We start from the raw sequence: 24722 nt of genomic DNA, 5'->3' as shown, positions 1-24722 counted from the left end.
CTACTGTCCCAGAATTCTGGCCCTCACGACGTGCTGGACACAGTGAACTAGCCGGATTTCCTGGCCCGTTTCCATCCGCCCCGTTCTGAGGCCGCAAGCCCCAGAAGCCCCAGCCTGCCCAGCCCTGCCCGGACCGATTCTGCGCTGAGGCCGGCAACAGCGCAGAGTTTATCCACGGACGTTGTGGACCGCAGGGGCAACGCATCAAGAAGAATCAGGTCTTCGAGGGTCAGACCATCGTGGTCCGCAGCACTGCCCGTCTTCTGGTCCGCAAGCCCTTGGCCGCTTGGCGACGCCAGCTCAGCGATCTCGGCCGCGTCCGTCACACAGACCGCACCGCCGTCGCGGAGCAGACGGTGGCAGCCAGCGGAGTTGGCACTGTGCACCGAACCGGGAACAGCACCAACCGCCCGGCCAAGGTTCTCAGCATGATGCGCAGTGTTCAGAGCCCCGGAACGCCACCGCGCCTCCACCACGACCGTCACACCAGCCAGGGCTGCGATCAGCCTGTTCCGTTGCAGGAAGCGGTACCGTGTGGGCGCCGACCCCGGCGGGACTTCGGCGAGTACGGCCCCCTGGTTGCACACTGCCCGCAGGAGATCCTCATTCCCGGACGGGTAGAACCGGTCCACCCCGCCCGCCATGACAGCGATGGTGGGCATTGCCCCGGATGCTCCGGCCAGTGCCGCCCGGTGCGCGTGCGCGTCGATTCCGTAGGCCCCTCCGGAGACAACCGTGAATCCCCTCTGCGCCAGCGAGTAGGCCAGATCTCCAGTCACGGAGGCACCGTAGCTGGTGCTGTCCCGCGACCCCACAAGCGCCACGCACTTGTCTACGCCCGGCAGTTCCTGTTCGAGGCCGCGCCACCAGAGACAGATGGGCTCGTGAATGCCGAGGTCACCGAGCTGGGTGGGCCAAAGATCGTCCGATGGCACAATCAGCCTGCCACCGAGCCGGGCCAGGGTGGCAAGGTCCCGTGCGGGGGCTAGATCCGGAATCCGTGGTGCCCATCGTTTGAGTGCTGCCGCCATTCCACCCCAGCCCGAGGCGGCGCCGTTGTCCGCCAGTAGGCCCGAAATCTCCTGCTCGAGCTCCGGACCGGCCTGCATCTGACCCGTGGCAATCCTCAACGCGTCCCGGGCACCGGCCGCCTGCACGAGGGCGAGTCCGGCGGCGTCCTGCGGTTCCATGAGCCGGGAGAGTGCCGCCCGGGTGAGGTGTTCGTTTTCCATGTGCTTCTTCCTTCACGCAGCTGCCGAGGCAGCCTGCCGGAGGCCCAGGGCCTGGCCGATGTCGTTGGTATCGGGCATGTCCCGATGGGACAGGTCCGCGAGCGTCCAGGCCAACCGCAAAACCCTGTCGTATCCCCTGGCCGTCAGGACGCCCCGTTCGAGCGAGTGGTCAAGAATCCGGGTGGCATTGGCAGGCAGCCGAAGGCCGCCACGGAGGATCCGGCCGGGGACCTGGGCGTTTGTCTCCAATCCCAAAGGCCGGAGCCGTTCTGCCTGCCTGCTCCGCGCATCGGCGACCCGCCGCGCCACAGCTGCCGTGCCCTCCTCCGCTCCGGCCTGGCCGAAGTCAGCCAACGAGACGCGTTCCACCTGAAGTTGGATGTCTACGCGGTCCAGCAGCGGTCCTGACATCCGGGCCACGTAGCGGCGCCTCATCATGGGCGTGCACGTGCAGTCGAGGCCTTTACCGGACGCCTTGCCACAGGGGCAGGGGTTGGCGGCAAGGACCAATTGGAACCGCGCGGGATAGGCCGCTGTTCCGGCCGAGCGGTGAATGACCAGCTCCCCGCTTTCGAGCGGTTGACGCAGCGCATCCAGGATGCGCCGCTCGTACTCGGGTGCCTCGTCAAGGAACAGGACCCCGCGGTGGGCCCGGGACGCCGCGCCCGGGCGGGGCAGCCCCGAACCCCCGCCGATAATGGCCGCAGCGGTAGCGGAGTGGTGCGGGTTTTCGAACGGCGGACGCCGCAGGAGCTCAACAGCGGACGAGGGCAGGCCGCAGAGGGAATGGATGGCGGTGACTTCCATGGCTTCGTTGTCCGCAAGGTCCGGAAGCAGCCCTGGCAGGCGCTCTGCCAACATGGTCTTTCCCGCGCCGGGCGGCCCCATGAGCAGAAGGTGGTGGGCGCCGGCCGCCGCCACTTCCAGGGCCCGCCGGGCATCGCCCTGCCCCGAGACATCAGCCATGTCAGGCACAGCGCGGGCGGCGGGTGAAGAGTCACCCTGGCTGCACTCATCCTCCGGCTCGAAATCCAGGGCGAGCTCCTGGGGGTCCGCCCCGAAATCGAGGGCAAGCCGGGCGAGGGTCCGGTAACCCCGGACCCTCGCCCCGGGCACCAGTGATGCTTCTGCCAGGTTGGCATGGGCCACGACCACCTCCGGGTAGCCGGCCTGGACGGCAGCCATGACGGCGGGAAGGATGCCCCGCACAGGCCTCAACCGGCCATCCAGCCCGAGTTCAGCGATGAAGACGGTCCGCCCGGTGGGTTTGATGTCATTCGCTGCCCGCAGGACGGCCATGGTGACGGCCAGGTCAAAGCCCGAACCGCGTTTGGGGAGCGACGCTGGAATGAGGTTTGCGGTGATTTTCCGCCGGCTCAGCGGGATTCCGGAATTCTTGGCGGCGGAACGTATCCGTTCCTTGGCCTCGTTAAGGGCGGCATCCGGCAAGCCCAGAATCACGAAGTTCGGCAGGGTCTGGCCAATATCTGCTTCCACCTCGACGATGTACCCGTTCAGGCCCACGAGCGCCACCGACCAGGTCCGCCCGAGAGCCAACTACCCCACCCCCTTGAGGTGCTCCACCAGGGGTTCGCCGCCGCCGTCGTCCACCACTGCGATGACGTCCACGCGCCGCAGCGGCATCCGCAGCTCCCGGTCCCGGCACCATGCCGAACCGAGCCGGTGCAACCGGGCCAGCTTGTCCGCTCCTACGGCTTCGAACGGGTGCCCGTAGTCCAGCGACCGACGGGTTTTCACCTCGGCGATGACCAAAGCGTCCCCATCCAGGGCCACAATGTCGATTTCGCCTTCGGTGCAACGCCAGTTGCGTTCCACCACCAGCATGCCCAGCGCTTCAAGATAGCCGGCGGCCAGGTCCTCGCCGCGGCGGCCCAACAGGTCTTTGGATTTCATTTCTACCTCCGCAACCAGCCTGCGGGAGCAGGGCTGCGGAGGACACCGTGCCAGGGGTCTATGTGGGTAACCTCAGGAAAATGGCGCCCTTGTGGAGGAGCAGTGGCCCGGCGGGAAGGAGCTAATTGCCGAGGTCAACGTCCTTCGGCAGGGCGAGTTCCTCATTGCGTGGCAGTTCTTCGACGTTGACATCCTTGAACGTCAGTACCCGGACTGTCTTCACAAAGCGCGCGGAACGGTAGACGTCCCACACCCACGCATCGTGCAGGGTCAGGTCGAAGTAGACCTCACCGTCGGCGCTTCGGGCCTGGAGATCAACGTGGTTCGCGAGGTAGAAACGGCGCTCGGTCTCGACAACGTAACTGAAGAGCCCGACGACATCCCGATATTCACGGTAGAGCTGCAGCTCCATGTCGGTTTCGTAGTTTTCAAGATCCTCTGCACTCATGCTTCCATCTTGCACCATTCAGAGGGCCGCGGGCGCCGCGGCAGCCGTGCGGCGCTGCTACGTCCCGGCCTCGGGGAACAGTTCGCCACCCAGGAGGTTCCAGCTCACGCGATGGTACGGAGTGGGCCCGGCGGCACGGAGCGCGTCCCGGTGGATCGCGGTGGCATAGCCCTTGTTGAGGTCCCAGCCGAAATCCGGGTACTCGAGGTGCAGGCCGCGCATCTGCTCGTCGCGCTCAACCTTGGCAATAACACTGGCAGCGGCAACACTGAGGCACTGCATGTCGGCTTTGATCTTGGTGTGGACCGGAGCGTCACAGCCTGGACCCTGGGCTGCCTCATCGAAAAGGGAAAGCTGCTCGGGTGGCGAGAGCCAGTTGTGGCTGCCATCGAGCAGCACCACATCCGGGCTGACGCCTGCTGCGAGGATGTCCAGCCACGCACGGGTACCGGCCAGCCGCAGAGCCGCGATGAGCCCCAGATCGTCGATCTCACGGGAGGAAGCGTGACCCACGGCAGACGCCACACTCCAGCTTCTGACCAGCGGTTCGAGGCGCACCCGCTCTGCCGGGCTGAGCAGCTTGCTGTCCCGGACGCCGGCGAGGGGCTTCTGCTTGTGAAGATCGACGACGGCGATCCCGACGCTGACAGGGCCTGCCAGCGCGCCGCGGCCCACTTCATCAACGCCGGCCAGATAACGGGCCCCCTGCGCTTTGAAGGTCCGTTCGTGCCGGAGCGTCGGCGGTTTCGCCCGGATTGCCCCGGTCTTGCGGACCGGTATTCCGGCCGTGGCTGTGGCTGTGGCTGTGGCTGTGGCTGTGGCTGTGGGGAGGATTGCGGACACTGCTAGCCCCCTGCGGGCACGTCGCGGAACACTTTGGGGTAGTTGTCGAGGACGGTGATCCTGTTCAGTGGCCAGGCGATGACGGCTGCCTTGCCCTCCACGTCCTCAAGGTCAACAAACCCGCCGTTCGAGTCCAGGTGGGAGCGGGAATCTGCGGAATGGTTTCGGTTATCGCCCATGACCCAGATCTTCCCTTCCGGAACGACGACGTCGAAGGCGCGGATCTGCGGTTTTTCATCGGTGTTGACGTAGCTTTCATCGATGGGAGATCCGTTAATGGTCAGTTTATCGCCGGCGTCGCAGCAGATCACGTGGTCTCCGGGGAGTCCGATGACCCGTTTGACGAGGTGCTGTTCGGAGTTGTCCGGAAGGAGGCCCACGAAGGTCAGGCCGTCCTGGACCCACGTGAACGGTCCTTTTTCTTCTTCGGGCGCCTCGGTCAGCCATCCCTGGTTGTCCTTGAAGACCACAACGTCCCCGCGTGAGAGTGCAAACGGCTCCGGCACCAGGAGGTTCACGAAGATGCGGTCATTGACGTCCAGGGTACTGACCATGGACTCCGAAGGAATGTAGAAGGCGCGGAAGAGGAATGTCTTGATGAGGAAGGACAGGACTACTGCGATCACCACCACTGTGGCAATTTCCTTCAGCCAGACAAACAGCGGGCTTGGTTCCTGGCGCTCGGCCTTGGGCGCCGCGGACCGCCGCCCCGCTGAAGGCGCCGCTGTTCCCGTATCAGCCCCGGCCGCCGCCGTCCGGGCGCCGGCTTCGGCTGCAGTGCCTTCCGCGGAGATGCCGGGAGCACCATCGCGGGGCGGCTCTGGTATCCGGGATTGATTCTCGGGCATCTACTGTACGTCCTCTGTCATTGGTCCTGCTGCTGCCGCTGCCGGCCGTGGTATCCCAGCAAATCTATCAAGTGGCCAGACGATCTGGAGCGGCCTGCCGATCACTCTGTCCAACGGAACCATGCCCCCGCCCGGCGCACCCAGCAGGCTCCGGGAGTCGGCGGACTCGGAGCGGTGGTCGCCGAGGAGCCACAGCCGGCCAGCGGGCACCACCGCACTGAAGATCTGGGTGCTTGGCCTATCCCCGTCGAACAGGTACGGCTCGTCAAGGGCTTGCCCGTTCACTGTGACCTTACCGCCGGCGTCGCAGCAGACCACGGTATCCCCCGGCAGGCCGATGACCCTCTTGACGTAGGTGGTGTCACTGCCGGTCAGTCCGAGCCATTGGCCCGTTGCCGCAAGGGCATCGGGCACAGGCCCACGGCCACTGTTGAGGGGCGCGAAGGAACCCCTCCCGTCAAAGACCACGATGTCGCCGCGGCGGATGGGGTCGGTCTGGAAGTCGGTTCTGGAGACCAGGATCCGGTCGCCGCCTTCCAGCAGCGGCTCCATGGACCCGGACGGAATGAAGTAGACATCAAGCCAGAGCGAGCGCACCAGTCCGCTGAGCGCCACCGCCAGCAGGAGTGCCGGCAACGCAAAACGCCAGCCCATTTTTCCGGGCTGGCGTTTTGTCTGGTCCATGATCCATATTCCTGGGGCGCTGTTACGAATGGCGCTGGCCTGGTACGGCTGGGGCCTGCTTTGTTAGTCCTAAGGGACTTACTTGGCGGTGTGGAAGTCGCGCTTTTCCTTGATCTTGGCAGCCTTGCCGCGCAGTTCGCGCATGTAGTAAAGCTTGGCGCGGCGCACGTCACCCTTGGAGACGACCTCGATCTTTTCGATGATCGGGGAGTGAACCGGGAAGGTACGCTCCACACCGACACCGAAGGAGACCTTGCGGACGGTGAAGGTTTCGCGAAGGCCATCGCCGTGGCGGCCCAGGACGAAGCCCTGGAACACCTGGACGCGGGAGTTCTTGCCTTCGATGATGTTCACGTGAACCTTGAGGGTGTCACCCGCGCGGAATTCGGGAACATCGGTACGCAGCGAAGCTGCATCTACGGAATCGAGAATATGCATAATTGCACTCCTGGTGAACGCCACAGGTCATTCACTTTGGGTCACGGCGGCCAAGCCCGGTTATCCCGGGAATTGCCGCCGAAAGTTAAGTGGTCCGGTTCCTTCACTGGTTGAAAGTACCGGGTTGTCCAGCTGTTGGTTGCGCTCCCCCTGTAGCAGGTGCGGACCCAGCAGACACAAGGACTAATTTTGCCACACTCGCACGCCTACAGCCAATCGCCGCTGACGGAAACCCTGACGGTTCAGGCAGAGGGGCCGGTTCCGGCGTCCTTCTCAGCCGCGGAGCGTCCCCGGGGACGGAGGTGACCGTCGACGACGTCGTACCCCAGGTCCGCCAGGGCGGTCCGGTCGGCACGTGGCAGCTTCCCGGCGTCGAACGTTTCAAGGAGGTCGGGACGGCGCTCCGCCGTCCGCCGGTACTGCTCGTGGCGGCGCCACTGGGCAATCTTGCCGTGGTTGCCGCTCAGCAGCACGGCGGGCACATCACGCTCACGCCACGTGGAGGGCTTGGTGTAGACCGGGTATTCCAGGAGTCCGTCCGAATGGGATTCCTCCACCAGGGATTCCGGGTTTCCGACGACACCCGGCAGCAGCCTGCCGATGGCTTCCACCATGGCCAGGACAGCCACCTCGCCACCGTTGAGCACATAATCGCCCAGGCTCATGGGGCGCACGGTGAAGTGCTCTTCAGCCCATTCGATGACACGCTCGTCGATGCCCTCGTAGCGTCCGCAGGCGAAAACCAGCTGGTCTTCTTCGGCCAGCTCATAGGCCAGCGCCTGGGTGAAGCGTTCCCCCGCGGGCGACGGGACGATCAGCACCGGTTTTGATGCTTTGCCCGGGTTGGCTTCAGCCACCGCCGCCAGCGCCTGGGCCCAAGGCTCAGCCTTCATCACCATGCCGGCCCCGCCGCCGTAGGGCGTGTCATCAACCGTCCGGTGTTTGTCGGTGGTGAAGGAGCGGAGATCATGGACGTGAAGGTCCAGCAGTCCATCCTGGCGGGCTTTGCCGATGAGGGACAGCTCCAGTGGCGCCAGGTATTCCGGGAAAATACTGACGACGTCGATTCTCATCTACGCGTTGCCTTCCGGTTCGCCGGACCCGGCGTCGTCGGAGTTGATATCAAACAGGCCATCCGGGGGCGTCAGCAGGACATACCCGCCGGCTACGTTGACTTCCGGAACGATCTGCTCCACGAACGGAACGAGGATTTCCTTGCCGTCTGCGCCTTCAATGACCAGGAGGTCCTGGACCGGCATGGTGTGCAGGGCGGCAACCTTGCCAACCACTTGGGAGCCTACCCGCGCCTCGAGTCCCACCAGTTCGTGCTCGTACCAGCCCTCGTCGTCGTCCTTATCCAGCTCTTCAGTCTCGATGAACAGCTTGGCTCCGCGCAGCGTCTCCGCCTGATTGCGCGTTTCAATGCCGGCGAACCCGAGCAGGAGGATGTCTTTGTTCCAGCGGGCACTGTCAACGGTCAGCGGGCCGGCCGATGCCGGCTCCACCACAAACTCGGTGCCCGGAACAAACCGGTCCTCCGGGGCGTCGGTCAGCACCTGGACCGTCACTTCCCCGCGGATTCCGTGCGGTTTTCCGATTCGTGCCACCTGAAGCTGCATCTGTTCCCCTGTCCGGTTGTGGGACTACCCACCGTATGTGTTGTCAACGCACTCCGGCCCCTCCACCGTTGCTGGTGGAAGGGCCGGAGCAAAAAACTGATACTGCCGGGCGCTAGCGGCGGCGGTCGGTATCGACGACGTCGACCCTTACCGGTTCGCCGTCTGCCAGTGCCGCCACAACGGTGCGCAATGCCCGTGCGGTGCGGCCCTGGCGGCCGATCACCCGTCCCAGGTCATCCTGATGAACACGGACCTCGAGGGTGTCCCCGCGGCGGTTGTTCTTCGAGCTGACCTTGACGTCTTCCGGGGAATCAACGATTCCCCGGACCAGGTGTTCGAGCGCCTCTGCCAGCAATTTACTCAGCCTCGGTGGTCTCTGCTTCGGCGGGGGCCTCGGCTGAGTCAGACTGCTTTGCCTTCTTGGTGATGGCTTCCGGGATGATCACGGAACCCTTTTCCGGGGCAACGAAGGCGGCCTTCGGAGCTTTGGTCTTCAGGGTGCCTTCCTGGCCCGGGAGGCCCTTGAACTTCTGCCAGTCACCGGTGATCTTGAGGATCGCGGCAACCTGCTCGGACGGCTGTGCGCCGACGCCGAGCCAGTACTGGGCACGGTCCGTGTCGACCTCGATGTATGAGGGCTCTTCGGTGGGGTGGTACTTGCCGATTTCTTCGATGGCACGGCCGTCACGCTTGGAGCGTGCGTCCATGACGACGATGCGGTAGTACGGGGCGCGCATCTTGCCAAAGCGCTTAAGGCGAATCTTTACGGCCACTTTTGTGGTCACTCCTGTTTCAGAAAGGGGGTGAACCGACGTTCTGCACCCGTGGGGCGGGCCATACTTGAGGGTTCGAAGGACAGGATCCGGACGCGGAGAGAGGGGCCACGCAGATCGAGTACCTGTTTATTGTGCCAGATCAGCGTCCGGATTTCGACTTGACACGTACCGGGGAGGCAGGCGCCGGCACTCTAGGACGACCAGACGTACAGTCCGTTGCGGTCCGCGTCATCTATTCCGCTGGCCAGCTCAGCGAGTTGCCGGACATGGTTGCGGGCCTCCGCCACGCCGAACGGCATGTCGTCCTGGGCCGCCCACTGTTCAGCGACGTCGTCCAGGACATTGCCTTCACCCTCGGTTTCGTAGGTGAGCAGGTCCGCCAGCGCCCGCACCATGGCCGGTGGTACCCCGAGGAGGGAGTCACTGGCAACGTCGACCATTGCCAGTTCGTAGCCGGCGCCGCCGGCGTGGACCGCAGCGCCGGCCAGGTCACCCAACTGTTCGATTTCGAAGTCGCTGACGCCTGGAATCCGCAGGGCAGGACCCACCGGCGACCCTCCGGCATCGAGGACCTGGGCGCGCTTGAGCGCGGCGTCGTGGGTGGCAACAAAGATTTCAGTGAAGCCCATGGGAACAGCCCTCATTCCGTCGACGGTGCGGCACTGTGTTGGGCAGCGTTATGGTGCCGCCCCGGCCGTTCGGATTCAGCCTAGTACATGGCCGGCCACACTCCGGGCCGGTCCTGAACTCAGCGCACGGCGACGCGGATGCTGTTGCGCCAAGGGTCCTCGAAGCGCAGTTCAGCTCCCGTGTGGTGAGAGGCAACGCCCGCCACCTTCAGACGGTCGGCGAGCGCTCCGACGTCGTCCCCTGACGGCACTTCGATCAGCACCTCACCCAACCCCAGGGTGTCCTTGCGGGGCCCCGCTCCGCGGCTGTTCCACACGTTCATGGCCATGTGGTGGTGGTACCGGCCGGCAGAGACAAACAGTGCCTGCCCGTGCCAGCCCGCGGTCTTTTCGAAACCAAGCGTTTCCACATAGAACTGGTGGGCGGAGTGGACATCGCCCACTTGGAGGTGGATATGGCCGACGCCGGCCCCGGCACCCTGCTGGCCTTCCAGGGACTCCTGGGTCAGATGCTGCTCAAGATAGCGCTGCGGCGGCAGGGCAAGGCTGTCCATGACCACATCGGTGCCCTCCCAGGACCAGTTTTCCCGGGGACGGTCCCAGTAGAGTTCGATGCCGTTGCCTTCGGGGTCATTGAAGTAGAAAGCTTCGCTGACCAGGTGGTCGGCGCTGCCGGTGAAGGACCGCGGTTCATACTGGGCGGTGGTTGCCACGGTGGCGGCCAGCGCGGCGCGGGTCTCGAAGAGAAGCGCAGTGTGGAAGAGCCCCGCCTCGCCCCTGCCGGGAAGATTCAATGAGGGGGCAGCCGCAAGGTGGACCAGGGGCAGCTGCAGCCGGCCCAGGTAGACACCGCCGTCCTGCTCGGCGACGACCTCCAGCCCAAGGGCGCGCTGGTAGTAGTCCGTCATCAGCTTCATGTCGCCCACCTTGAGCATCACGGTGCCCATGGTGAGATCGGCAGGAAGGAGATCCTGGCTGGTTGCTTCTGCAGTCATTGAAAACTCCCGGGTCCCGTGGTCTTCGGGTTCGAAGGCCGTCATAATGACAATTTACTTGAAGCTTCAATTTAATTCAAGAGGGGCTGCTTTTTCCCTATCGACGACTCAGCCAGGTAAGCCCCTGCTGTGGTAGCTTCTTCTACGACCACACGGGGGCCCAAGCATGGGCTGAGATCAGGCTGACGCTGCCTGCGACCGTTGAACCTGTCCGGGTAATGCCGGCGAAGGAAGTGAGTATCCCTTGAGCACCACCGAAACACAGCACAGCCCTGTCCACGCCGAGGCAATCACCAACACCGAGTCACTGAAGTCCCATTCCATGGCGTACCTCGAGGATCCTGACAACGGCATCCGGGTCCCCGTCACCGAGATCGCCCTGGAGCCCTCCCCCAACGGCGAAGCCAACGCCCCTCTGCAGGTGTACCGCACCGCGGGCCCCGGCAGCGATCCCGTCGTCGGCCTGCAGCCCTTCCGCTCCTCGTGGATTGAGGGGCGGAGTGACACGGAGCCCTATTCCGGCAGAAAGCGGAACCTGCTCGACGACGGCCGCTCGGCCGTCCGCCGGGGTGCTGCTTCCTCGGAGTGGAAAGGACCGCGGCCGGTGCCCCGCCGCGCCGTCGAAGGCAGGACGGTGACCCAGATGCACTACGCCAGGCAGGGCATCATCACTCCTGAGATGAGGTTTGTTGCGTTGCGGGAGAACTGCGACGTGGAGCTGGTGCGGAGCGAGGTGGCGGCAGGACGTGCCATCATCCCCAGCAATATCAACCACCCCGAATCCGAGCCGATGATCATTGGCAAGGCTTTCCTCGTGAAAATCAATGCGAACATCGGCAACTCGGCCGTGACAAGTTCCATCGCGGCCGAGGTGGACAAGCTGCAGTGGGCCACCCGGTGGGGTGCGGACACGGTGATGGACCTGTCCACCGGAGAGGACATCCACACAACCCGCGAGTGGATCATCCGCAACGCACCTGTGCCGATCGGTACCGTACCCATCTACCAGGCCCTGGAGAAGGTCAACGGCGAAGCCAACGCACTGACCTGGGAAATCTTCCGGGACACCGTCATAGAGCAGTGCGAACAAGGCGTGGACTATATGACCATCCACGCCGGCGTGCTGCTGCGTTATGTTCCGTTGACGGCCAACAGGGTAACCGGCATCGTGTCCCGCGGCGGCTCGATCATGGCCGGCTGGTGCCTCGCGCACCATCAGGAGAACTTCCTCTACACCCACTTCGACGAGCTCTGCTCAATCTTCGCGAAGTACGACGTCGCGTTCTCACTGGGAGATGGCCTGCGGCCGGGAGCGACGGCGGACGCCAACGACGCCGCTCAGTTTGCCGAGCTGGACACGCTGGCCGAGCTCACCCAGCGCGCGTGGGAGTTCGATGTACAGGTAATGGTGGAGGGTCCGGGCCATGTGCCCTTCCATCTGGTGCGGGAGAACGTGGAGCGGCAGCAGATACTGTGCAAGGGCGCCCCGTTCTACACCCTCGGCCCCCTGGTGACCGATGTTGCCCCCGGCTATGACCACATCACCTCTGCCATCGGGGCCACCGAGATCGCCCGCTACGGCACGGCGATGCTCTGTTACGTCACGCCGAAGGAGCATCTGGGCCTCCCCAACAAGGATGACGTCAAGACCGGCGTGATCACCTACAAGATCGCCGCGCACGCGGCGGATCTTGCCAAGGGCCACCCCGGTGCCCATGAGCGGGATGATGCCCTGTCCAAGGCGCGGTTCGAGTTCCGCTGGCGCGACCAGTTCGCATTGTCCCTGGATCCGGTGACGGCCGAGGCGTTCCACGACGAAACCCTGCCCGCTGAGGCCGCCAAGACAGCGCATTTCTGCTCCATGTGCGGGCCGAAGTTCTGTTCGATGAGGATCAGCCAGGATATCCGGGACGAGTACGGTTCAGCCGATTCGCAGGCAGCGATTGCCGACGCCTATAGGGGCATGCGGGAAAAGAGCGCGGAGTTCATGGCCTCCGGCGGCAAGGTCTACCTGCCGGAACTGCAGTTACCGGATGCCGGCGGCGAAAAGAATTCAGGAAGCCTGAACTGACGCTGACCTGCTGACTTCGGCGATGAATGACCGGATGGCCCGGTCGCCTTCCGCCGAATCCTGGGGCCGGTGCCCACCCGCGCTGATGCGGTGCAGGGCACCGGTTTCCTGCAGGTAGCCGGCGATTTCCTCGTAGAGCGGTTCCCAGCCTCCGGTCAGGACCATGGTGGGGACCCCCGGAACGATGTGCAACGGCGCTTCCCACGACGGCGCCTGCAACCGGAGCCGGCGGGCTGACTTTTTTTCCTCCGGCGTGGCGGGCTCCAGAAGGTCCGTTGCAAACATCCTGCGGACGAATTCGCGCTGGAAGTCCTCATCGCCCAGCTGGTGCCGGACCTCAAAAAGCGGCCGCATCAGCGCCACGTGGGCAGAGGTGGCGGGCAGTTCAGCAGTCAGGGAGAGGCATGCCGGCTCCACCAGTGTCAGGGAAAAAACGAGGTCGGGGCGCTGGACGGCCGCCATCATGGCGGCAATGGCGCCTTGGGCGTGCGCAACGACGTGGCCGCCGGAGCCTCCGCGGCCGTCATCCGCCAACGAGCGCAGGATGATCGCCGTGTCCTCGGTGAAGGAGGATTCGAGCGGTTCGGCGAGGGCGTCGAAGCCGTGGCGCCGCAGGAACAGTGCATCGTAGGCAAGCGCCATTCCGTGCTGCCGCGGCCACGCCGCCGCCCCGAAGGGCCCGGCGCCGTGCACGAACACTACCCTCTGCTTGAACATGACCCAACCCTATTCGACGGCGCCGACATCCGTTCGACACGGCACCCCATGCCGTTCCGTGCCCCGAAGCCGTACCGGGATACCAGGGGCCCCGTGGCTATTTGCCGAGGAACTTATCGAATCCCTTGGGCAGGTTCAGCTGCGAGGGATCGAAGTCGCCGGACTGCTGGCCGAACGCTGCACCCGTGGGAAGCGCCTTCGCGGCGCCCGCCCGCCGGGCTTCGGCGTCCTTGAGCTCCTGGGCCGCCTTGGCCGGGTTGCCCGATCGCGCCTTCTTCTTGGGGGCGTTCTTGCCACCCTTGCGTGCCCCGCCTGGACCAGCCATGCCGGGCATCCCCGGCATCCCGGGCATGCCGCCGCCCTGGGCCATCTTCTTCATCATCTTCTGGGCCTGGGCGAAACGCTCCAGCAGGCCGTTTACCTCGGACACGTGGACGCCCGAACCGCGGGCAATGCGTGCCCGGCGGGAGCCGTTGATGATCTTCGGTGCAACGCGTTCGTGTGGGGTCATGGACCGGACAATGGCCTCGACGCGGTCTATCTCGCGCTCGTCGAACTGTTCGAGCTGCTGGCGGATGTTCTGGGCACCCGGCATCATCATGAGCATCTTCTTCATGGAGCCCATGTTGCGGATCTGCTGCATCTGGGAGAGGAAGTCGTCCAGGGTGAAGTCTTCCTGGTCGGCGAACTTCTTCGCCATCCGGGCAGCTTCGTCCTTGTCCCAGTTCTTCTCCGCCTGCTCGATCAGGGTCAGGACGTCGCCCATGTCCAGGATGCGTGAAGCCATCCGGTCCGGGTGGAAGAGCTCGAAATCGTCAACACCTTCGCCGGTGGACGCGAACATGACCGGCTTGCCGGTGACCGACGCGACTGAGAGCGCGGCACCGCCACGGGCGTCGCCGTCGAGCTTTGACAGTACGATGCCAGTGAAGTTGACGCCCTCATCGAAGGCCATTGCCGTGTTGACGGCGTCCTGGCCGATCATGGCGTCAATGACGAAGAGGACTTCGTTGGGAACGATGGCGCGGCGGATCTGGCGCGCCTGCTCCATCATCTCGGTATCAACACCAAGCCGTCCGGCCGTGTCCACGATGACGAAGTCGTGCAGCTTCTGCCGGGCTTCCTCGACGCCGGCGCGGGCGACGGCGACAGGGTCACCGGCGGGGTGTTCCAGTTCGGAGGTCGCGCCCGGGTGCGGGGCAAAGACGGGAACGCCGGCACGCTTGCCGACCACCTGGAGCTGGGTGACAGCGTTGGGGCGCTGGAGGTCGCACGCCACCAGGATGGGGCTGTGGCCCTGGGACTTCAGCCACTTGGAAAGCTTTCCCGCGAGCGTCGTTTTACCGGCACCCTGGAGGCCGGCGAGCATGATGATGGTGGGGCCGGTCTTGGCCATGCGGATCCGGCGCGTCTCGCCGCCGAGGATTTCCACCAGTTCCTCGTTGACGATCTTCACGATCTGCTGGCTCGGGTTCAGCGCCCCCGAAACTTCTGCACCGAGGGCACGTTCACGCACCCGGGCCGTGAACTCGCGCACCACGGGCACGGCAACATCGGCGTCCAAGAGGGCGCGGCGGATCTCCCGGACGGTGGCATCGACATCGGCCTCGGTGAGGCGGCCCTTGCCACGGAGATTCTTGAAGGTTGCTGTCAACCGGTCAGAGAGTGAATTGAACACGCGCCGCGCACTTCTTTCAGTGGAGTTACAGGTGGGACTCGACTATCTAGGGTACCAAGACGGGCCTGCATGATGGCATGCTGTCGTAGGTGACGAGCCAAACGAGTGTAAAAACCCTGCTCATCCTCGGTGCCTCCGGGGATCTGACCGGGCGGCTGCTGCTGCCCGGCCTTGCCCGGCTGGTAGCCAAGGGACGCGCCGAAGGGCTCAACCTGGTGGGCGCGGGCTCCGATGACTGGCCCGCCGAAAAGTGGCGGGCCCGGGTCCATGAGGCCTTCGCCGAGGCCGCAGAGACCGCAGACGCGGCAGGAAAGAAGGCCCTGAAGGCCCTGGCAAAGGCGACCGAATACCATCAGTTGGATGTGACGGCCGAGGGGGCCTTGGCGTCGTTGCTGGCTGAACTGGATGGGCCCACAGCGGTCTATTTTGCCCTCCCACCCCACGTCAGCCAGCTCGCCTGCGAATCGCTGCGGCCCGAACAGGTGCCTGCCGGCACGCGGTTGGTGATGGAGAAGCCCTTCGGTTCCAGCGAGGCATCAGCCCGTTCGCTCAACCAGACGCTTGTTGCCCTGGTTCCCGAGGACCACATCCACCGCGTGGACCACTTCCTGGGCAAGGCCACCGTGCTGAACATCCTGGGCCTGCGCTTCGCCAACAATTTCCTGGAGCCGGTCTGGAACCGCGAGCACGTGGAAAAGGTGGAGATCATCTTTGATGAGGATCTGGCGCTGGAGGGACGTGCCAGGTATTACGACAATGCCGGCGCGCTGCGGGACATGATCCAGAGCCACCTGCTGGAAATCATGGCGCTGGTGGCCATCGAGCCGCCGGCCACCATCGGCGAGCGGGACCTCCGCGACGCTATTGCCACGGTTCTGCGTGCCAGCCGCATCAGCGCGCCCTACGCAAAATCGACGCGCCGGGCCGTTTACACGGCAGGTGCGATCGCCGGTCGGAAAGTCCCCGACTACACGAAGGAAACAGGGGTGGATGCAGCCAAGGGCACGGAGACCCTGGCTGAGGTCCGGGTGGAAATCGACAACTGGCGTTGGAAGGGCGTTCCCTTCATCCTGCGCTCGGGCAAGGCCCTGGGGCTTAAGCGCAAGGAGGCCGTGGTCACCTTCCGGCCGGTCCCCCACCTTCCGGCGGGCTTCACCGGAGTGGACTCCCCCAACCAGCTGCGGATCGGTTTCGGTCCGGATACGCTTCAGTTCGACGTCGATGTGAACGGCCCCGGGAGCATCTTCAGCCTGAGCCGGATCACCCTGAATTCCGAGCTGAGCGCTTCGGAGCTGCTGCCCTACGGCGAAGTGCTCGAAGGGGTCCTGAACGGTGATCCCCTGCTGTCGGTACGCGGTGACACCGCGGAGGACTGCTGGCGGATCATTGAGCCGTTACTGAAGGCCTGGCAGCGCGGCACTGTTCCGCTGGAAGAGTACGACGCCGGCTCCGCGGGTCCCGCCGTATGGACAGGTCCCGGAGGGGGCCCCTTGGGGTCGGGCCCCGGGCCGGCGGATTAGCTTTCTTCAACAGGCTTCATAGTTACTGAAACAGAAAGGCGGGCAGGGAACCTTCGAGGTTCCCTGCCCGCCTTTCTGCCCTGCTGTGGAGCCAGGTGGCGTCCGCGGTGCTAGATCGCTGCTACGCCGCGTTCTCCGGTGCGGACCCTGACTGCCTCATGGACATCCACGGTCCAGACCTTGCCGTCACCGGCCCGCCCCGTGTTGGAGCTGGCGATGATGACGTCCAGGATGTCGTCGGCCTGCTCGTCAGTGGCGAGCACCTCGACCCGGATCTTGGGCAGCAGGTCCACGTTGTATTCGGCTCCCCGGTAGACCTCTGTGTACCCGCGCTGGCGGCCGTAGCCGCTTGCTGCGCTGACCGTCAGCCCCTGGACGCCGTACGCCTCCAGGCCCTCCCGGATGGATTCGAGCTTCTCCGGCCGGACGATTGCTGTGATCAGTTTCATGCCTCTACGCTTTCCTTGCCTGTTGCGGCCTCTGACTTCTTGGCTTCGCCGGAAGTACCCTTGCCGGTGATCAGTTCGTGCAGCGGCTGGAAGCTTCCGCCGTGGCCGCCCACTCCGAACTCGTAGGCCGTTTCTGCGTGCAGGCTGAGGTCAACACCAACCACTTCCTGTTCCTGGGAGACCCGGAAGCCCATGGTCTTGTGGATGGCGAAGGCGATGATCGCCGTCAGGATCGCCGAGTAGGCAATGGCGATGCCGGCTGCTGCGAGCTGGGCCCAGAGCTGTGCTGCTCCGCCGCCGTAGAAGAGGCCGCCGCCGACACCGTCGGTGGGCAGTGCGATGAAGCCCAGTGCGACGGTGCCGATGATGCCCGAGACCAGGTGCACGCCCACCACGTCCAGCGAGTCATCGAAGCCCCAGCGGAACTTGAGGCCGACGGCCAGGGCCGAGGCAATACCGGCAATCAGGCCGAGGCCAAGGGCGCCCACCGGGCTGACGTTGGCGCAGGCAGGGGTGATGGCGACGAGGCCGGCAACCACACCGGATGCGGCACCCAGGGAGGTGGGGTGGCCGTCGCGGATCCGTTCAGTGATGAGCCAGCCGAGCATGGCAGCGGCCGGTGCGGCGAGGGTGTTGACCCAGATGAGGCCGCCCTGCTCTGCAGTGGTGGCTGCTCCGCCATTGAAACCGAACCAGCCGAACCAGAGGATGGCCGCGCCCAGCATGACGAACGGGATGTTGTGGGGCCGGTGGTTCGGGTCCTTGCCGAAGCCCTTGCGGTTGCCGATGATCAGGACCAGAACCAGCGCTGCAACACCTGCGTTGATGTGGACCACGGTGCCGCCGGCGAAGTCGATGGCCGGGCCGAGGGCCTGCCCGATCGCGCCTTCGGGACCGAAGAGGCCGCCGCCCCAGACCATGTAGGCAAGCGGGCAGTAGACCAGTGTGACCCAGACCGGGACGAAGACTGACCAGGCTCCGAACTTGGCGCGGTCAGCGATCGCACCGCTGATCAGTGCCACAGTGATGATGGCGAAGGTGGCGGCGTAGCCCACCTTGATGAGGCCGTCAGGAGTGGAGATTCCTTCCAGGCCGAATGTGGCGAAGGGGCTGCCGACGATCTGCAGGAAACCTTCCCCGGAGCTCATTGAGGCACCCCACAGTACCCACACCACACCGACCATGCCGATGGAAATGAAGCTCATCATCATCATGTTCAGTGCAGCCTTGGCGCGCGTCATGCCGCCGTAAAAAAATGCCAGACCCGGTGTCATGAACAGCACGAGTGCTGCCGATACCATGAGCCATACGTGACCTGCGGTAAGTTCCATGGTGCACGTCCTCCCTATGATCGATTCTGCGGACCAGTCCGCCTGCCAACGCCTTTTGCGTCCTGCATCGAGTTTGTCGCTGCCGTGTTTCGCCCGCGGAGGATTTAGATTGCGGGTTTGTTACAACAACCTCAATGAAGTAAATGGTGCATATCTGGCTTGTTACGGTTATGTTTCATCGTTGCCGCCGACGCCCGGCCGCTGATTTTGCAAGGAACCTACCCTTATGCCAACACCATCCCGCGTGAGCCGCGTCACAACACGGATCCTGGCGATTATTCGTCCCGATCGGGGGCGGCTTCCCCGGGACATCAAGGTGATGTTGGCTGCAGCGTTCCTCATTGCCCTAGGATTCGGTCTCGTTGCGCCCGTGTTGCCGCAATTCGCAACAACCTTTGATGTGGGAGCCACCGCTGCTGCCGTGATTGTGAGCATCTTCGCCTTCATGCGCCTGGTGTTCGCCCCGGCAGGTGGCGCCCTGATCGGACGGCTGGGCGAGCGGCCCGTTTACGTAGCCGGGCTCCTCATCGTGGCCGCGTCGACCGCGGCGTGCGCTTTCGCCCAGGACTACTGGCAGCTGCTGGTCTTCCGGGGGCTGGGCGGGGTGGGTTCGGTGATGTTCACGGTGGCATCCATGGCGCTTGTGGTCAGGCTGGCACCGCCCGAAAGCCGGGGCAGGGTTTCGGGGGCATATGCGTCAGCATTTCTGATAGGCAACGTCTGTGGACCGATTGTGGGCGGGCTGCTGGCCGGCTTCGGGCTGCGGGTTCCGTTCCTGGGCTACGCGGCAGCCCTGGTCCTGGCTGCCGTGGTGGTGCAGACCCAGCTCAGCCACGCACCCCTGGCGGTGAAATCGGCTGGCAGCCAGGCCCCGGACATGCGCTTCGCCGAAGCTATGGGAATTGGCGCGTACCGCTCATCGTTGCTGTCGAGCTTCGCCAACGGATGGGCGACCTTCGGGGTGCGGATGGCGACAGTCCCCCTGTTCGCCGTCGCCGCCCTGGGCTCAGGCCCGGAAGCCGCAGGCCTTGCCCTGGCGGTGTTTGCTGCCGGGAACGCAGCTGCGCTGACCGTTTCCGGGCGTTTGGCGGACAGCATCGGCCGGCGGCCCATGATGGTGGCCGGGCTGCTGGTCGCCGGACTTTCCACGGCAGCCATCGGCTTCACCGGCCATTTGGGCTGGTTCCTTGCGGCCTCTGCTGTGGCCGGCGTCGGGTCAGGCCTGCTGGGACCCGCGCAGCAGGCTGCGGTGGCGGACGTCATCGGGAACAAACGGTCCGGCGGGCGGGTCCTGGCGGCCTACCAGATGACCTCGGACGTCGGGGCGATCGCCGGCCCGGTCCTGGCCGGCGTCCTGGCCGATCGGCTGGGATACGGCTGGGCCTTTGGCGTCACAGGGGGTGTGTTGGTGCTGGCGGCGGCGGTCTGGGCCGTCACCGCCGAGCCGCTGAAACGCAACGAGGGGTGAGGTCCCACCGCTGAAGCCTGGGCTTAGCGGTGGGACCCCACCCCTCGAAGGTGCAGGCGGGTTGTCAGTTCAGCAGCGCGTCCACGAAGCCTTCGGCCTCAAAGGGAGCGAGGTCATCGGCTCCCTCGCCGAGGCCGATGAGCTTGACCGGGACGCCCAGCGATTTCTGGATCGCCACAACAATCCCGCCCTTGGCGGTGCCGTCGAGCTTGGTCAGGACGATGCCGGTAATGTTCACCACTTCGGCGAAGACGCGGGCCTGGTTGAGGCCGTTCTGGCCGGTGGTGGCGTCGAGCACCAGCAGGACCTCATCGACCTCAGCCAGCTTCTCGATGACACGCTTGACCTTGCCGAGCTCATCCATCAGGCCTGTCTTGTTTTGCAGGCGCCCCGCCGTGTCAATCATGACCACGTCGACTTCCTGGTCAATTCCTGCCTTGACCGCCTCGTAGGCGACCGAGGCGGGGTCCGCGCCGTCGACGTCGGACTTCACCGTGGGTACGCCCACGCGCTGGCCCCACGTGGCAAGCTGCTCCGCCGCGGCAGCGCGGAAGGTGTCCGCCGCGCCCAGCAGCACGTCCTTGTCCTCGGCGACAAGCACGCGCGCGAGCTTGCCGACTGTGGTGGTCTTACCCACGCCGTTCACGCCAACCACCAACATGATGGCCGGCTTGTCCGCATGGCGGGTAACGTTCAGGCTGCGGTCCATGGTGGGATCCACCAGTTTGATCAGTTCTTCGCGCAGCAACGCCTTGACCTGCTCGGGCGTCCGTGTCCCAAGCACCTTGACGCGTTCCCGGAGGGCATCCACCAACTGCATGGTGGGTTCTGTTCCCAGGTCCGCCAACAGGAGGGTCTCCTCAACCTCGTCCCAGACGCTCTCGTCGATCCGGTCACTCGAGAGCAGCGCGAGCAGGCCCTTGCCCAGGACGTTGTTGGAGCGGACCAGGCGCTCCCGCAGCCGCATCAGGCGGCCGGCAACGGGAAGGGGGGTCTCAACCGGGATAATCTCAAGGCCGGCAGCGTCGTCCGGAACCTCGGTAACCTCAAGGTCTTCGAGATCGCCGCCGGCGGGAGCGTTGCGCCCGGCCGGGGCCACGGGTTTGTCTTCGAGCAGTGTTCCCCCGCCGCCGACGGGATCATTGGCATCGCGTGTACCGGTGTACCGGGTGATGTTCTTCCGCGTCTTCAACAGGACCGGGATCAGCCCGCCAATAACCGCCAGGGCAGCAACAATGGACAGAATAATGGGGAGGATGTCATTCACTCCCCTAGCTTCTCACAAACGGGGCAGCCGTTCGGGGCCCGCGGCCTGCGCGAACGCTATGCGTCCGCACCCAGCCGCTGGCTGATAACGGTGGACACACCGTCTCCCCGCATTGTCACCCCATACAGCGCGTCAGCAACCTCCATGGTCCGCTTTTGGTGCGTGATCACAATGAGTTGGCTGGACTCCCGGAGCTCTTCGAAGATCGTGATGAGCCGGCTGAGGTTGGTGTCATCCAGGGCGGCTTCCACCTCGTCCATGACGTAGAACGGCGAGGGCCGGGCTTTGAAGATGGCCACCAGCAGTGCGACGGCCGTCAGGGAGCGTTCGCCGCCGGACAGGAGTGAGAGCCGCTTGATCTTCTTGCCTGCGGGCCGCGCCTCGACCTCAATTCCCGTGGTGAGCATGTCCGAAGGATCGGTGAGGACGAGGCGGCCTTCGCCGCCGGGAAAGAGCCGGGCAAAGACCCGGACAAACTGCGCCTGTGTGTCGTCGAAGGCCTCAGTAAAAACGCGCTGCACGCGGTCATCCACTTCTTTGATGATGTCCAGCAGGTCCTTGCGGCTGGCCTTCAGGTCCTCCAGCTGGGTGCTCAGGAACTGGTGCCGTTCCTCCAGCGCGGCGAACTCCTCCAAGGCAAGCGGGTTGACCCGGCCCAGGCTGGACAGGTCGCGCTCGGCCTTCCGGAGGCGTTTCTCCTGCTCCTCGCGGACGAAGGGCTTTCCCTCTATGACGGGGGCGCCTTGGTCATCTACGGGAGCCCGCAACGCGGCCCATTTGTCGGTGCTTTCCCCCGCCGGCACGGGCACAGGTACATCCGGACCGTAGTCGGCCACGAGGACGTCGGCGGTGATGCCGAGTTCGTCGATGGACCGGGTTTCCAGGGCTTCGATCCGTGCCTTTTGTTGGGCGCGGGCAAGTTCGTCACGGTGGACAGAGTCTGTCAGCTCGGCCAGCTCAGCGGTCAGGGCCCCGGTGGCAGTCCGGGCTTCGAGGAGTCCGCGGTCCCGCTGCTCCCTGTTCTCCTCGGCGAGGTCGCGTTCATGGTCGGCGAGCCCCACTGAAACGTCGATGAACCGCGTTGCAAGCGCCACAGCGGCTGATACTGCGGCTGCGCGCCTCGCTTGGCTGCGGCGGCGACGCGCACGCTCCGCTGCTTCTTCGCGGGCCCGGCGTTCGGTGGCCGCCGCGCGTTCCAAGGACACGGCACGGTTGCGGGTGGCGGTCAGTTGCTCCTCGGCGCTGCGGAGCGTGAGCCTGGCCTCCATCTCAGCAGATCGCGCCTGCGAGGCGGCCAGGGCCAGGGCATCGCGGTGGTCTGTGGACGGTTCCGCTTCGGCGGGCGCCTCCTGCGCAGCGGCCAGCCGGGAGGCGACGGCGGCGAGCGCCTCCTCCTCGGTGACCACATTGGCCTCGGCTTTGGCAAGGGATGCGGCAAGCCTGTCGCTCTCCCCCACAGCGCTGCGGAGGACCGAATTCAGGTGGCCCAACCGCTCTGCGACTGCCGCGAGCCGGGCATCGGAATCGTGCAGCCGGTCCAGGGCGGCGTCAGCCCGGTTCTGTGCATCTGTGCGCCTGAGCGTGGCGCCGGCCAGCGCAAACCTGTTCCGTTCCAGGCCGGCCGTGACGCTGCGAAGGCGGGACTCGGCGTCGTCGACGGCGGCCTGAACCTCCAGCAGCGATGGCGCCTTGGCGGACCCGCCGGTGACTGTCAACGCTGTAAAAACGTCCCCGGCCCTGGTGACGGCGGTCAGTTCCGGATTCACCGCGACGAGGCGGGCTGCGGCTACCAGGTCATCGACGACGGCGATCCCGGCCAGGAGCGATGTGACAGCACGCATGGTTGCTGCAGACGCCGTCACGAGCCCGGCAGCATACTGTGTTCCGGCGGGCAGTCCACGCGGCAGCTTGTCGGCCGGCGCCGGGTTCGGTGCAGGCGTCGAGGGCTGCGCGGCGGATTTCAGGAGCAGCGCGGCGCGGCCGGCGTCGTCGGCTTTCAAAAGCCGCAGCACACCTGCAGCAGCCTCCGGGTCTTCTACAAGGATGGCTTCGGAAGCCCCACCCAACGCCGCAGCTATGGCCGTTTCAAATCCGGCTTCAACGCTCAGCTCTGCCGCCAGCGTGCCGGTCACTCCGGCCAATCCGGCGTTGAGTGCATGGGCTGCGCCGTCTTTGCGGTTCAGTCCAAGCTGCAGCGCATCACGGCGTGCCACGAGCGCGTCACGTTCGCGCATGGCCTCCGCTTGCGCCGCGTTGAGGCCGGCAATCTCCTGGATTGCTGCGTCCAGTTCCGCGCTTGCTTCCTCGTACTCGGCGTCGAGGCTTTCTTCGCCTTCCTCAACACCGGCTACCTGTGTCTCAAGCGCGGTGAATTCGGACTGCGCCTGCCGCCTGCGTTCAGTGCCGGAGGCCAGGGAGTCCCGCAGCCTGCCAAGCTCGGCCTGGGCCGACTCCACACGGGACCGCGCAGCGCCCACCTGGCCCGCAAGCCTGGCGAGTCCTTCACGACGGTCGGCCGCGGCGCGGAGGACCGCCGTCAGCCGTTTCTCTTCAGCCTGGGATGCCCGCTCGGCCGCCGTCCTGGCTGCGGTTGCTGCTTCCAGGGCACTGGCTTTGTCAAGGATGTGGCGTTCGAGGTCCGTCACCTCGTCCCGGACCCGTGCTGCCTGGCGTTCCAGCTGGTCCGGGTCCCGTCCGGTGTGCGGCTCTGCGTCCACTGAGCCGAGAAGCCGGCTGCGTTCCTGGGCCAGGGATCCGAGGGAGCGAAGACGTTCGCGCGATGCTGAAAGCCGGTACCAGGTATCCCGCGCGGCATTGAGCCTGGGGGTCGCCTCGGCCGCCAGCTGCTCGAGTGCCGCGAGCCGTCTGCGTCCGGCTTCGAGTTCCTGCTCCACAACGAGCCTGCGCGCCTTGAGTGCCTTCTCATCCGCCACATCCTGGTCAAGCGAGCTCTGAAGACTGACGAGGTCATCGGCCAGGAGCCGGGCGCGGGCATCCCGGACGTCGAACTGGACCCGTTGGGCCCGGCGTGCCACCTCGGCCTGCTTGCCCAGCGGGGTGAGCTGGCGCCTGATTTCGCTGGTCAGATCGTTGAGCCGCTGGAGGTTGGCCTGCATGGCCTCAAGTTTGCGGACCGTCTTTTCCTTGCGGCGGCGGTGCTTGAGGATTCCGGCGGCTTCCTCGATGAAACCTCGGCGGTCCTCGGGGGTGGCGTGCAGGACCTTGTCCAACTGGCCCTGGCCCACAATGACGTGCATCTCCCGGCCCAGGCCGGAGTCGGAGAGCAGTTCCTGGATGTCCAGGAGCCGGCAGCCGGCTCCGTTGATGGCGTATTCGGAGCCGCCGGTGCGGAACAGGGTCCGCGAGATGGTGACCTCGCTGTATTCGATGGGGAGCGCGCCGTCGGTGTTGTCGATGGTCAGCGAGACGTGGGCCCGGCCCAGGGGTGGACGCCCCGAGGTTCCGGCGAAAATGACGTCTTCCATCTTGCCGCCACGGAGTGTCTTGGCTCCCTGCTCACCCATCACCCAGGCGAGCGCGTCCACGACGTTGGACTTGCCCGAGCCGTTGGGTCCCACCACGGCTGTGACGCCTGGCTCAAAGTCGAAGGTCGTGGCGGACGCGAACGATTTGAACCCCCGGACGGTCAGGCTCTTGAGGTGCAAGGTGTTTCGGATCTCCTGAGTGGCTGAGCTGTTTCTGCTGCCCCAAATCTACTGGGTCAGGGCGGCATTGCACGGATTTGCGGGCGCCTGTCCACAGACTGCCACCGGGGTGCGGCAACCCGGGCATGGC

23 protein-coding genes and 1 riboswitch are annotated in these 24722 nt (G+C 65.3%); of the genes, 3 read left to right on the top strand and 20 right to left on the bottom strand.

Annotation, left to right across the window (positions count from 1 at the left end; translation table 11 throughout):
- Positions 1–47 precede the first annotated feature (47 nt).
- The 14 genes from dprA to AC1MCA_RS18455 all read right to left on the bottom strand — a co-directional run bounded on the left by dprA (position 48) and on the right by AC1MCA_RS18455 (position 10426).
- The gene (gene dprA / locus AC1MCA_RS18520) at positions 48–1232 is read right to left on the bottom strand and encodes a DNA-processing protein DprA (RefSeq protein ID WP_479799757.1); all 1185 of its coding nucleotides are present in this window, start codon (positions 1230–1232) and stop codon (positions 48–50) included.
- 12 nt (positions 1233–1244) lie between these two features.
- A complete protein-coding gene (locus tag AC1MCA_RS18515) occupies positions 1245–2789 on the bottom strand; it encodes a YifB family Mg chelatase-like AAA ATPase (protein ID WP_479799756.1) in 1545 nt (514 codons plus the stop codon).
- The gene (locus AC1MCA_RS18510) at positions 2790–3146 is read right to left on the bottom strand and encodes a YraN family protein (RefSeq protein ID WP_108599786.1); all 357 of its coding nucleotides are present in this window, start codon (positions 3144–3146) and stop codon (positions 2790–2792) included. It abuts the gene before it with no gap.
- A 121-nt stretch (positions 3147–3267) separates the two neighbouring features.
- Positions 3268–3594, bottom strand: coding sequence for a DUF2469 domain-containing protein (locus tag AC1MCA_RS18505; protein WP_108599785.1), 327 nt, complete (start codon positions 3592–3594; stop codon positions 3268–3270).
- A gap of 57 nt (positions 3595–3651) precedes the next feature.
- A complete protein-coding gene (locus AC1MCA_RS18500) occupies positions 3652–4374 on the bottom strand; it encodes a ribonuclease HII (protein WP_479803453.1) in 723 nt (240 codons plus the stop codon).
- A 65-nt stretch (positions 4375–4439) separates the two neighbouring features.
- Positions 4440–5285, bottom strand: a complete 846-nt coding sequence (gene lepB, locus AC1MCA_RS18495; protein WP_479799751.1) for a signal peptidase I — start codon at positions 5283–5285, stop codon at positions 4440–4442.
- On the bottom strand, positions 5286–5969 hold the full coding sequence (gene lepB / locus AC1MCA_RS18490) for a signal peptidase I (RefSeq protein ID WP_479799750.1): 684 nt from the start codon (positions 5967–5969) through the stop codon (positions 5286–5288). It lies immediately after the preceding gene.
- 78 nt (positions 5970–6047) lie between these two features.
- Positions 6048–6407 carry a 50S ribosomal protein L19 gene (gene rplS / locus AC1MCA_RS18485; RefSeq protein WP_108599783.1) on the bottom strand — a complete coding sequence of 120 codons (360 nt, stop codon included), beginning with the start codon at positions 6405–6407 and terminating at the stop codon, positions 6048–6050.
- A 242-nt stretch (positions 6408–6649) separates the two neighbouring features.
- Positions 6650–7480 (bottom strand): tRNA (guanosine(37)-N1)-methyltransferase TrmD, encoded by an 831-nt coding sequence (gene trmD, locus AC1MCA_RS18480; protein ID WP_108599782.1) that lies wholly within the window; start codon positions 7478–7480, stop codon positions 6650–6652.
- Positions 7481–8026: a ribosome maturation factor RimM gene (rimM, locus tag AC1MCA_RS18475; RefSeq protein ID WP_479799749.1), complete on the bottom strand. Its 546-nt coding sequence runs from the start codon at positions 8024–8026 to the stop codon at positions 7481–7483. It abuts the gene before it with no gap.
- 112 nt (positions 8027–8138) lie between these two features.
- Positions 8139–8381 carry an RNA-binding protein gene (locus AC1MCA_RS18470; RefSeq protein ID WP_056349097.1) on the bottom strand — a complete coding sequence of 81 codons (243 nt, stop codon included), beginning with the start codon at positions 8379–8381 and terminating at the stop codon, positions 8139–8141.
- A 1-nt stretch (position 8382) separates the two neighbouring features.
- Entirely contained in the window at positions 8383–8799 is a 417-nt protein-coding gene (rpsP, locus tag AC1MCA_RS18465) for a 30S ribosomal protein S16 (protein WP_479799747.1), read from the bottom strand.
- 194 nt (positions 8800–8993) lie between these two features.
- The gene (locus tag AC1MCA_RS18460) at positions 8994–9431 is read right to left on the bottom strand and encodes a hypothetical protein (RefSeq protein WP_479803451.1); all 438 of its coding nucleotides are present in this window, start codon (positions 9429–9431) and stop codon (positions 8994–8996) included.
- A 119-nt stretch (positions 9432–9550) separates the two neighbouring features.
- Entirely contained in the window at positions 9551–10426 is an 876-nt protein-coding gene (locus AC1MCA_RS18455; protein WP_479799746.1) for a VOC family protein, read from the bottom strand.
- Positions 10427–10568: 142 nt separating this feature from the next.
- Positions 10569–10676, top strand: a riboswitch (TPP riboswitch).
- On the opposite strand from AC1MCA_RS18455, the gene thiC reads away from it, so the two are divergent.
- On the top strand, positions 10671–12497 hold the full coding sequence (gene thiC, locus AC1MCA_RS18450) for a phosphomethylpyrimidine synthase ThiC (RefSeq protein ID WP_479799745.1): 1827 nt from the start codon (positions 10671–10673) through the stop codon (positions 12495–12497). Its footprint overlaps the riboswitch before it by 6 nt.
- Here thiC and AC1MCA_RS18445 read toward each other — a convergent pair.
- Both AC1MCA_RS18445 and ffh read right to left on the bottom strand, forming a co-directional pair.
- The gene (locus AC1MCA_RS18445; RefSeq protein WP_479799744.1) at positions 12480–13214 is read right to left on the bottom strand and encodes an alpha/beta fold hydrolase; all 735 of its coding nucleotides are present in this window, start codon (positions 13212–13214) and stop codon (positions 12480–12482) included. The genes thiC and AC1MCA_RS18445 overlap by 18 nt on opposite strands.
- Before the next feature lie 97 nt (positions 13215–13311).
- The gene (gene ffh, locus AC1MCA_RS18440; protein ID WP_479799743.1) at positions 13312–14892 is read right to left on the bottom strand and encodes a signal recognition particle protein; all 1581 of its coding nucleotides are present in this window, start codon (positions 14890–14892) and stop codon (positions 13312–13314) included.
- 89 nt (positions 14893–14981) lie between these two features.
- Here ffh and AC1MCA_RS18435 point away from each other — a divergent pair, with 89 nt between their 5' ends.
- Positions 14982–16412, top strand: a complete 1431-nt coding sequence (locus tag AC1MCA_RS18435; protein WP_479799742.1) for a glucose-6-phosphate dehydrogenase — start codon at positions 14982–14984, stop codon at positions 16410–16412.
- 110 nt (positions 16413–16522) lie between these two features.
- Here AC1MCA_RS18435 and AC1MCA_RS18430 read toward each other — a convergent pair whose 3' ends face one another.
- Entirely contained in the window at positions 16523–16861 is a 339-nt protein-coding gene (locus AC1MCA_RS18430; RefSeq protein WP_108598433.1) for a P-II family nitrogen regulator, read from the bottom strand.
- Positions 16858–18192: an ammonium transporter gene (locus AC1MCA_RS18425; RefSeq protein WP_108598434.1), complete on the bottom strand. Its 1335-nt coding sequence runs from the start codon at positions 18190–18192 to the stop codon at positions 16858–16860. The genes AC1MCA_RS18430 and AC1MCA_RS18425 overlap by 4 nt, the downstream gene beginning before the upstream one ends.
- A gap of 226 nt (positions 18193–18418) precedes the next feature.
- Between AC1MCA_RS18425 and AC1MCA_RS18420 the strand changes: the two genes are divergently transcribed.
- Positions 18419–19660 carry an MFS transporter gene (locus tag AC1MCA_RS18420; RefSeq protein WP_479799741.1) on the top strand — a complete coding sequence of 414 codons (1242 nt, stop codon included), beginning with the start codon at positions 18419–18421 and terminating at the stop codon, positions 19658–19660.
- Positions 19661–19724: 64 nt separating this feature from the next.
- Here the strand turns inward: AC1MCA_RS18420 and ftsY are convergent, their stop codons facing one another.
- Positions 19725–20927 (bottom strand): signal recognition particle-docking protein FtsY, encoded by a 1203-nt coding sequence (ftsY, locus tag AC1MCA_RS18415; RefSeq protein ID WP_479799739.1) that lies wholly within the window; start codon positions 20925–20927, stop codon positions 19725–19727.
- Between the two features lie 56 nt (positions 20928–20983).
- Positions 20984–24592 (bottom strand): chromosome segregation protein SMC, encoded by a 3609-nt coding sequence (gene smc, locus AC1MCA_RS18410; protein WP_479799738.1) that lies wholly within the window; start codon positions 24590–24592, stop codon positions 20984–20986.
- Between the last annotated feature and the right edge of the window lie 130 nt (positions 24593–24722).

This window comes from Arthrobacter sp. BK1, assembly GCF_056680055.1.
This window is presented reverse-complemented; position numbering and strand designations above follow the sequence as displayed.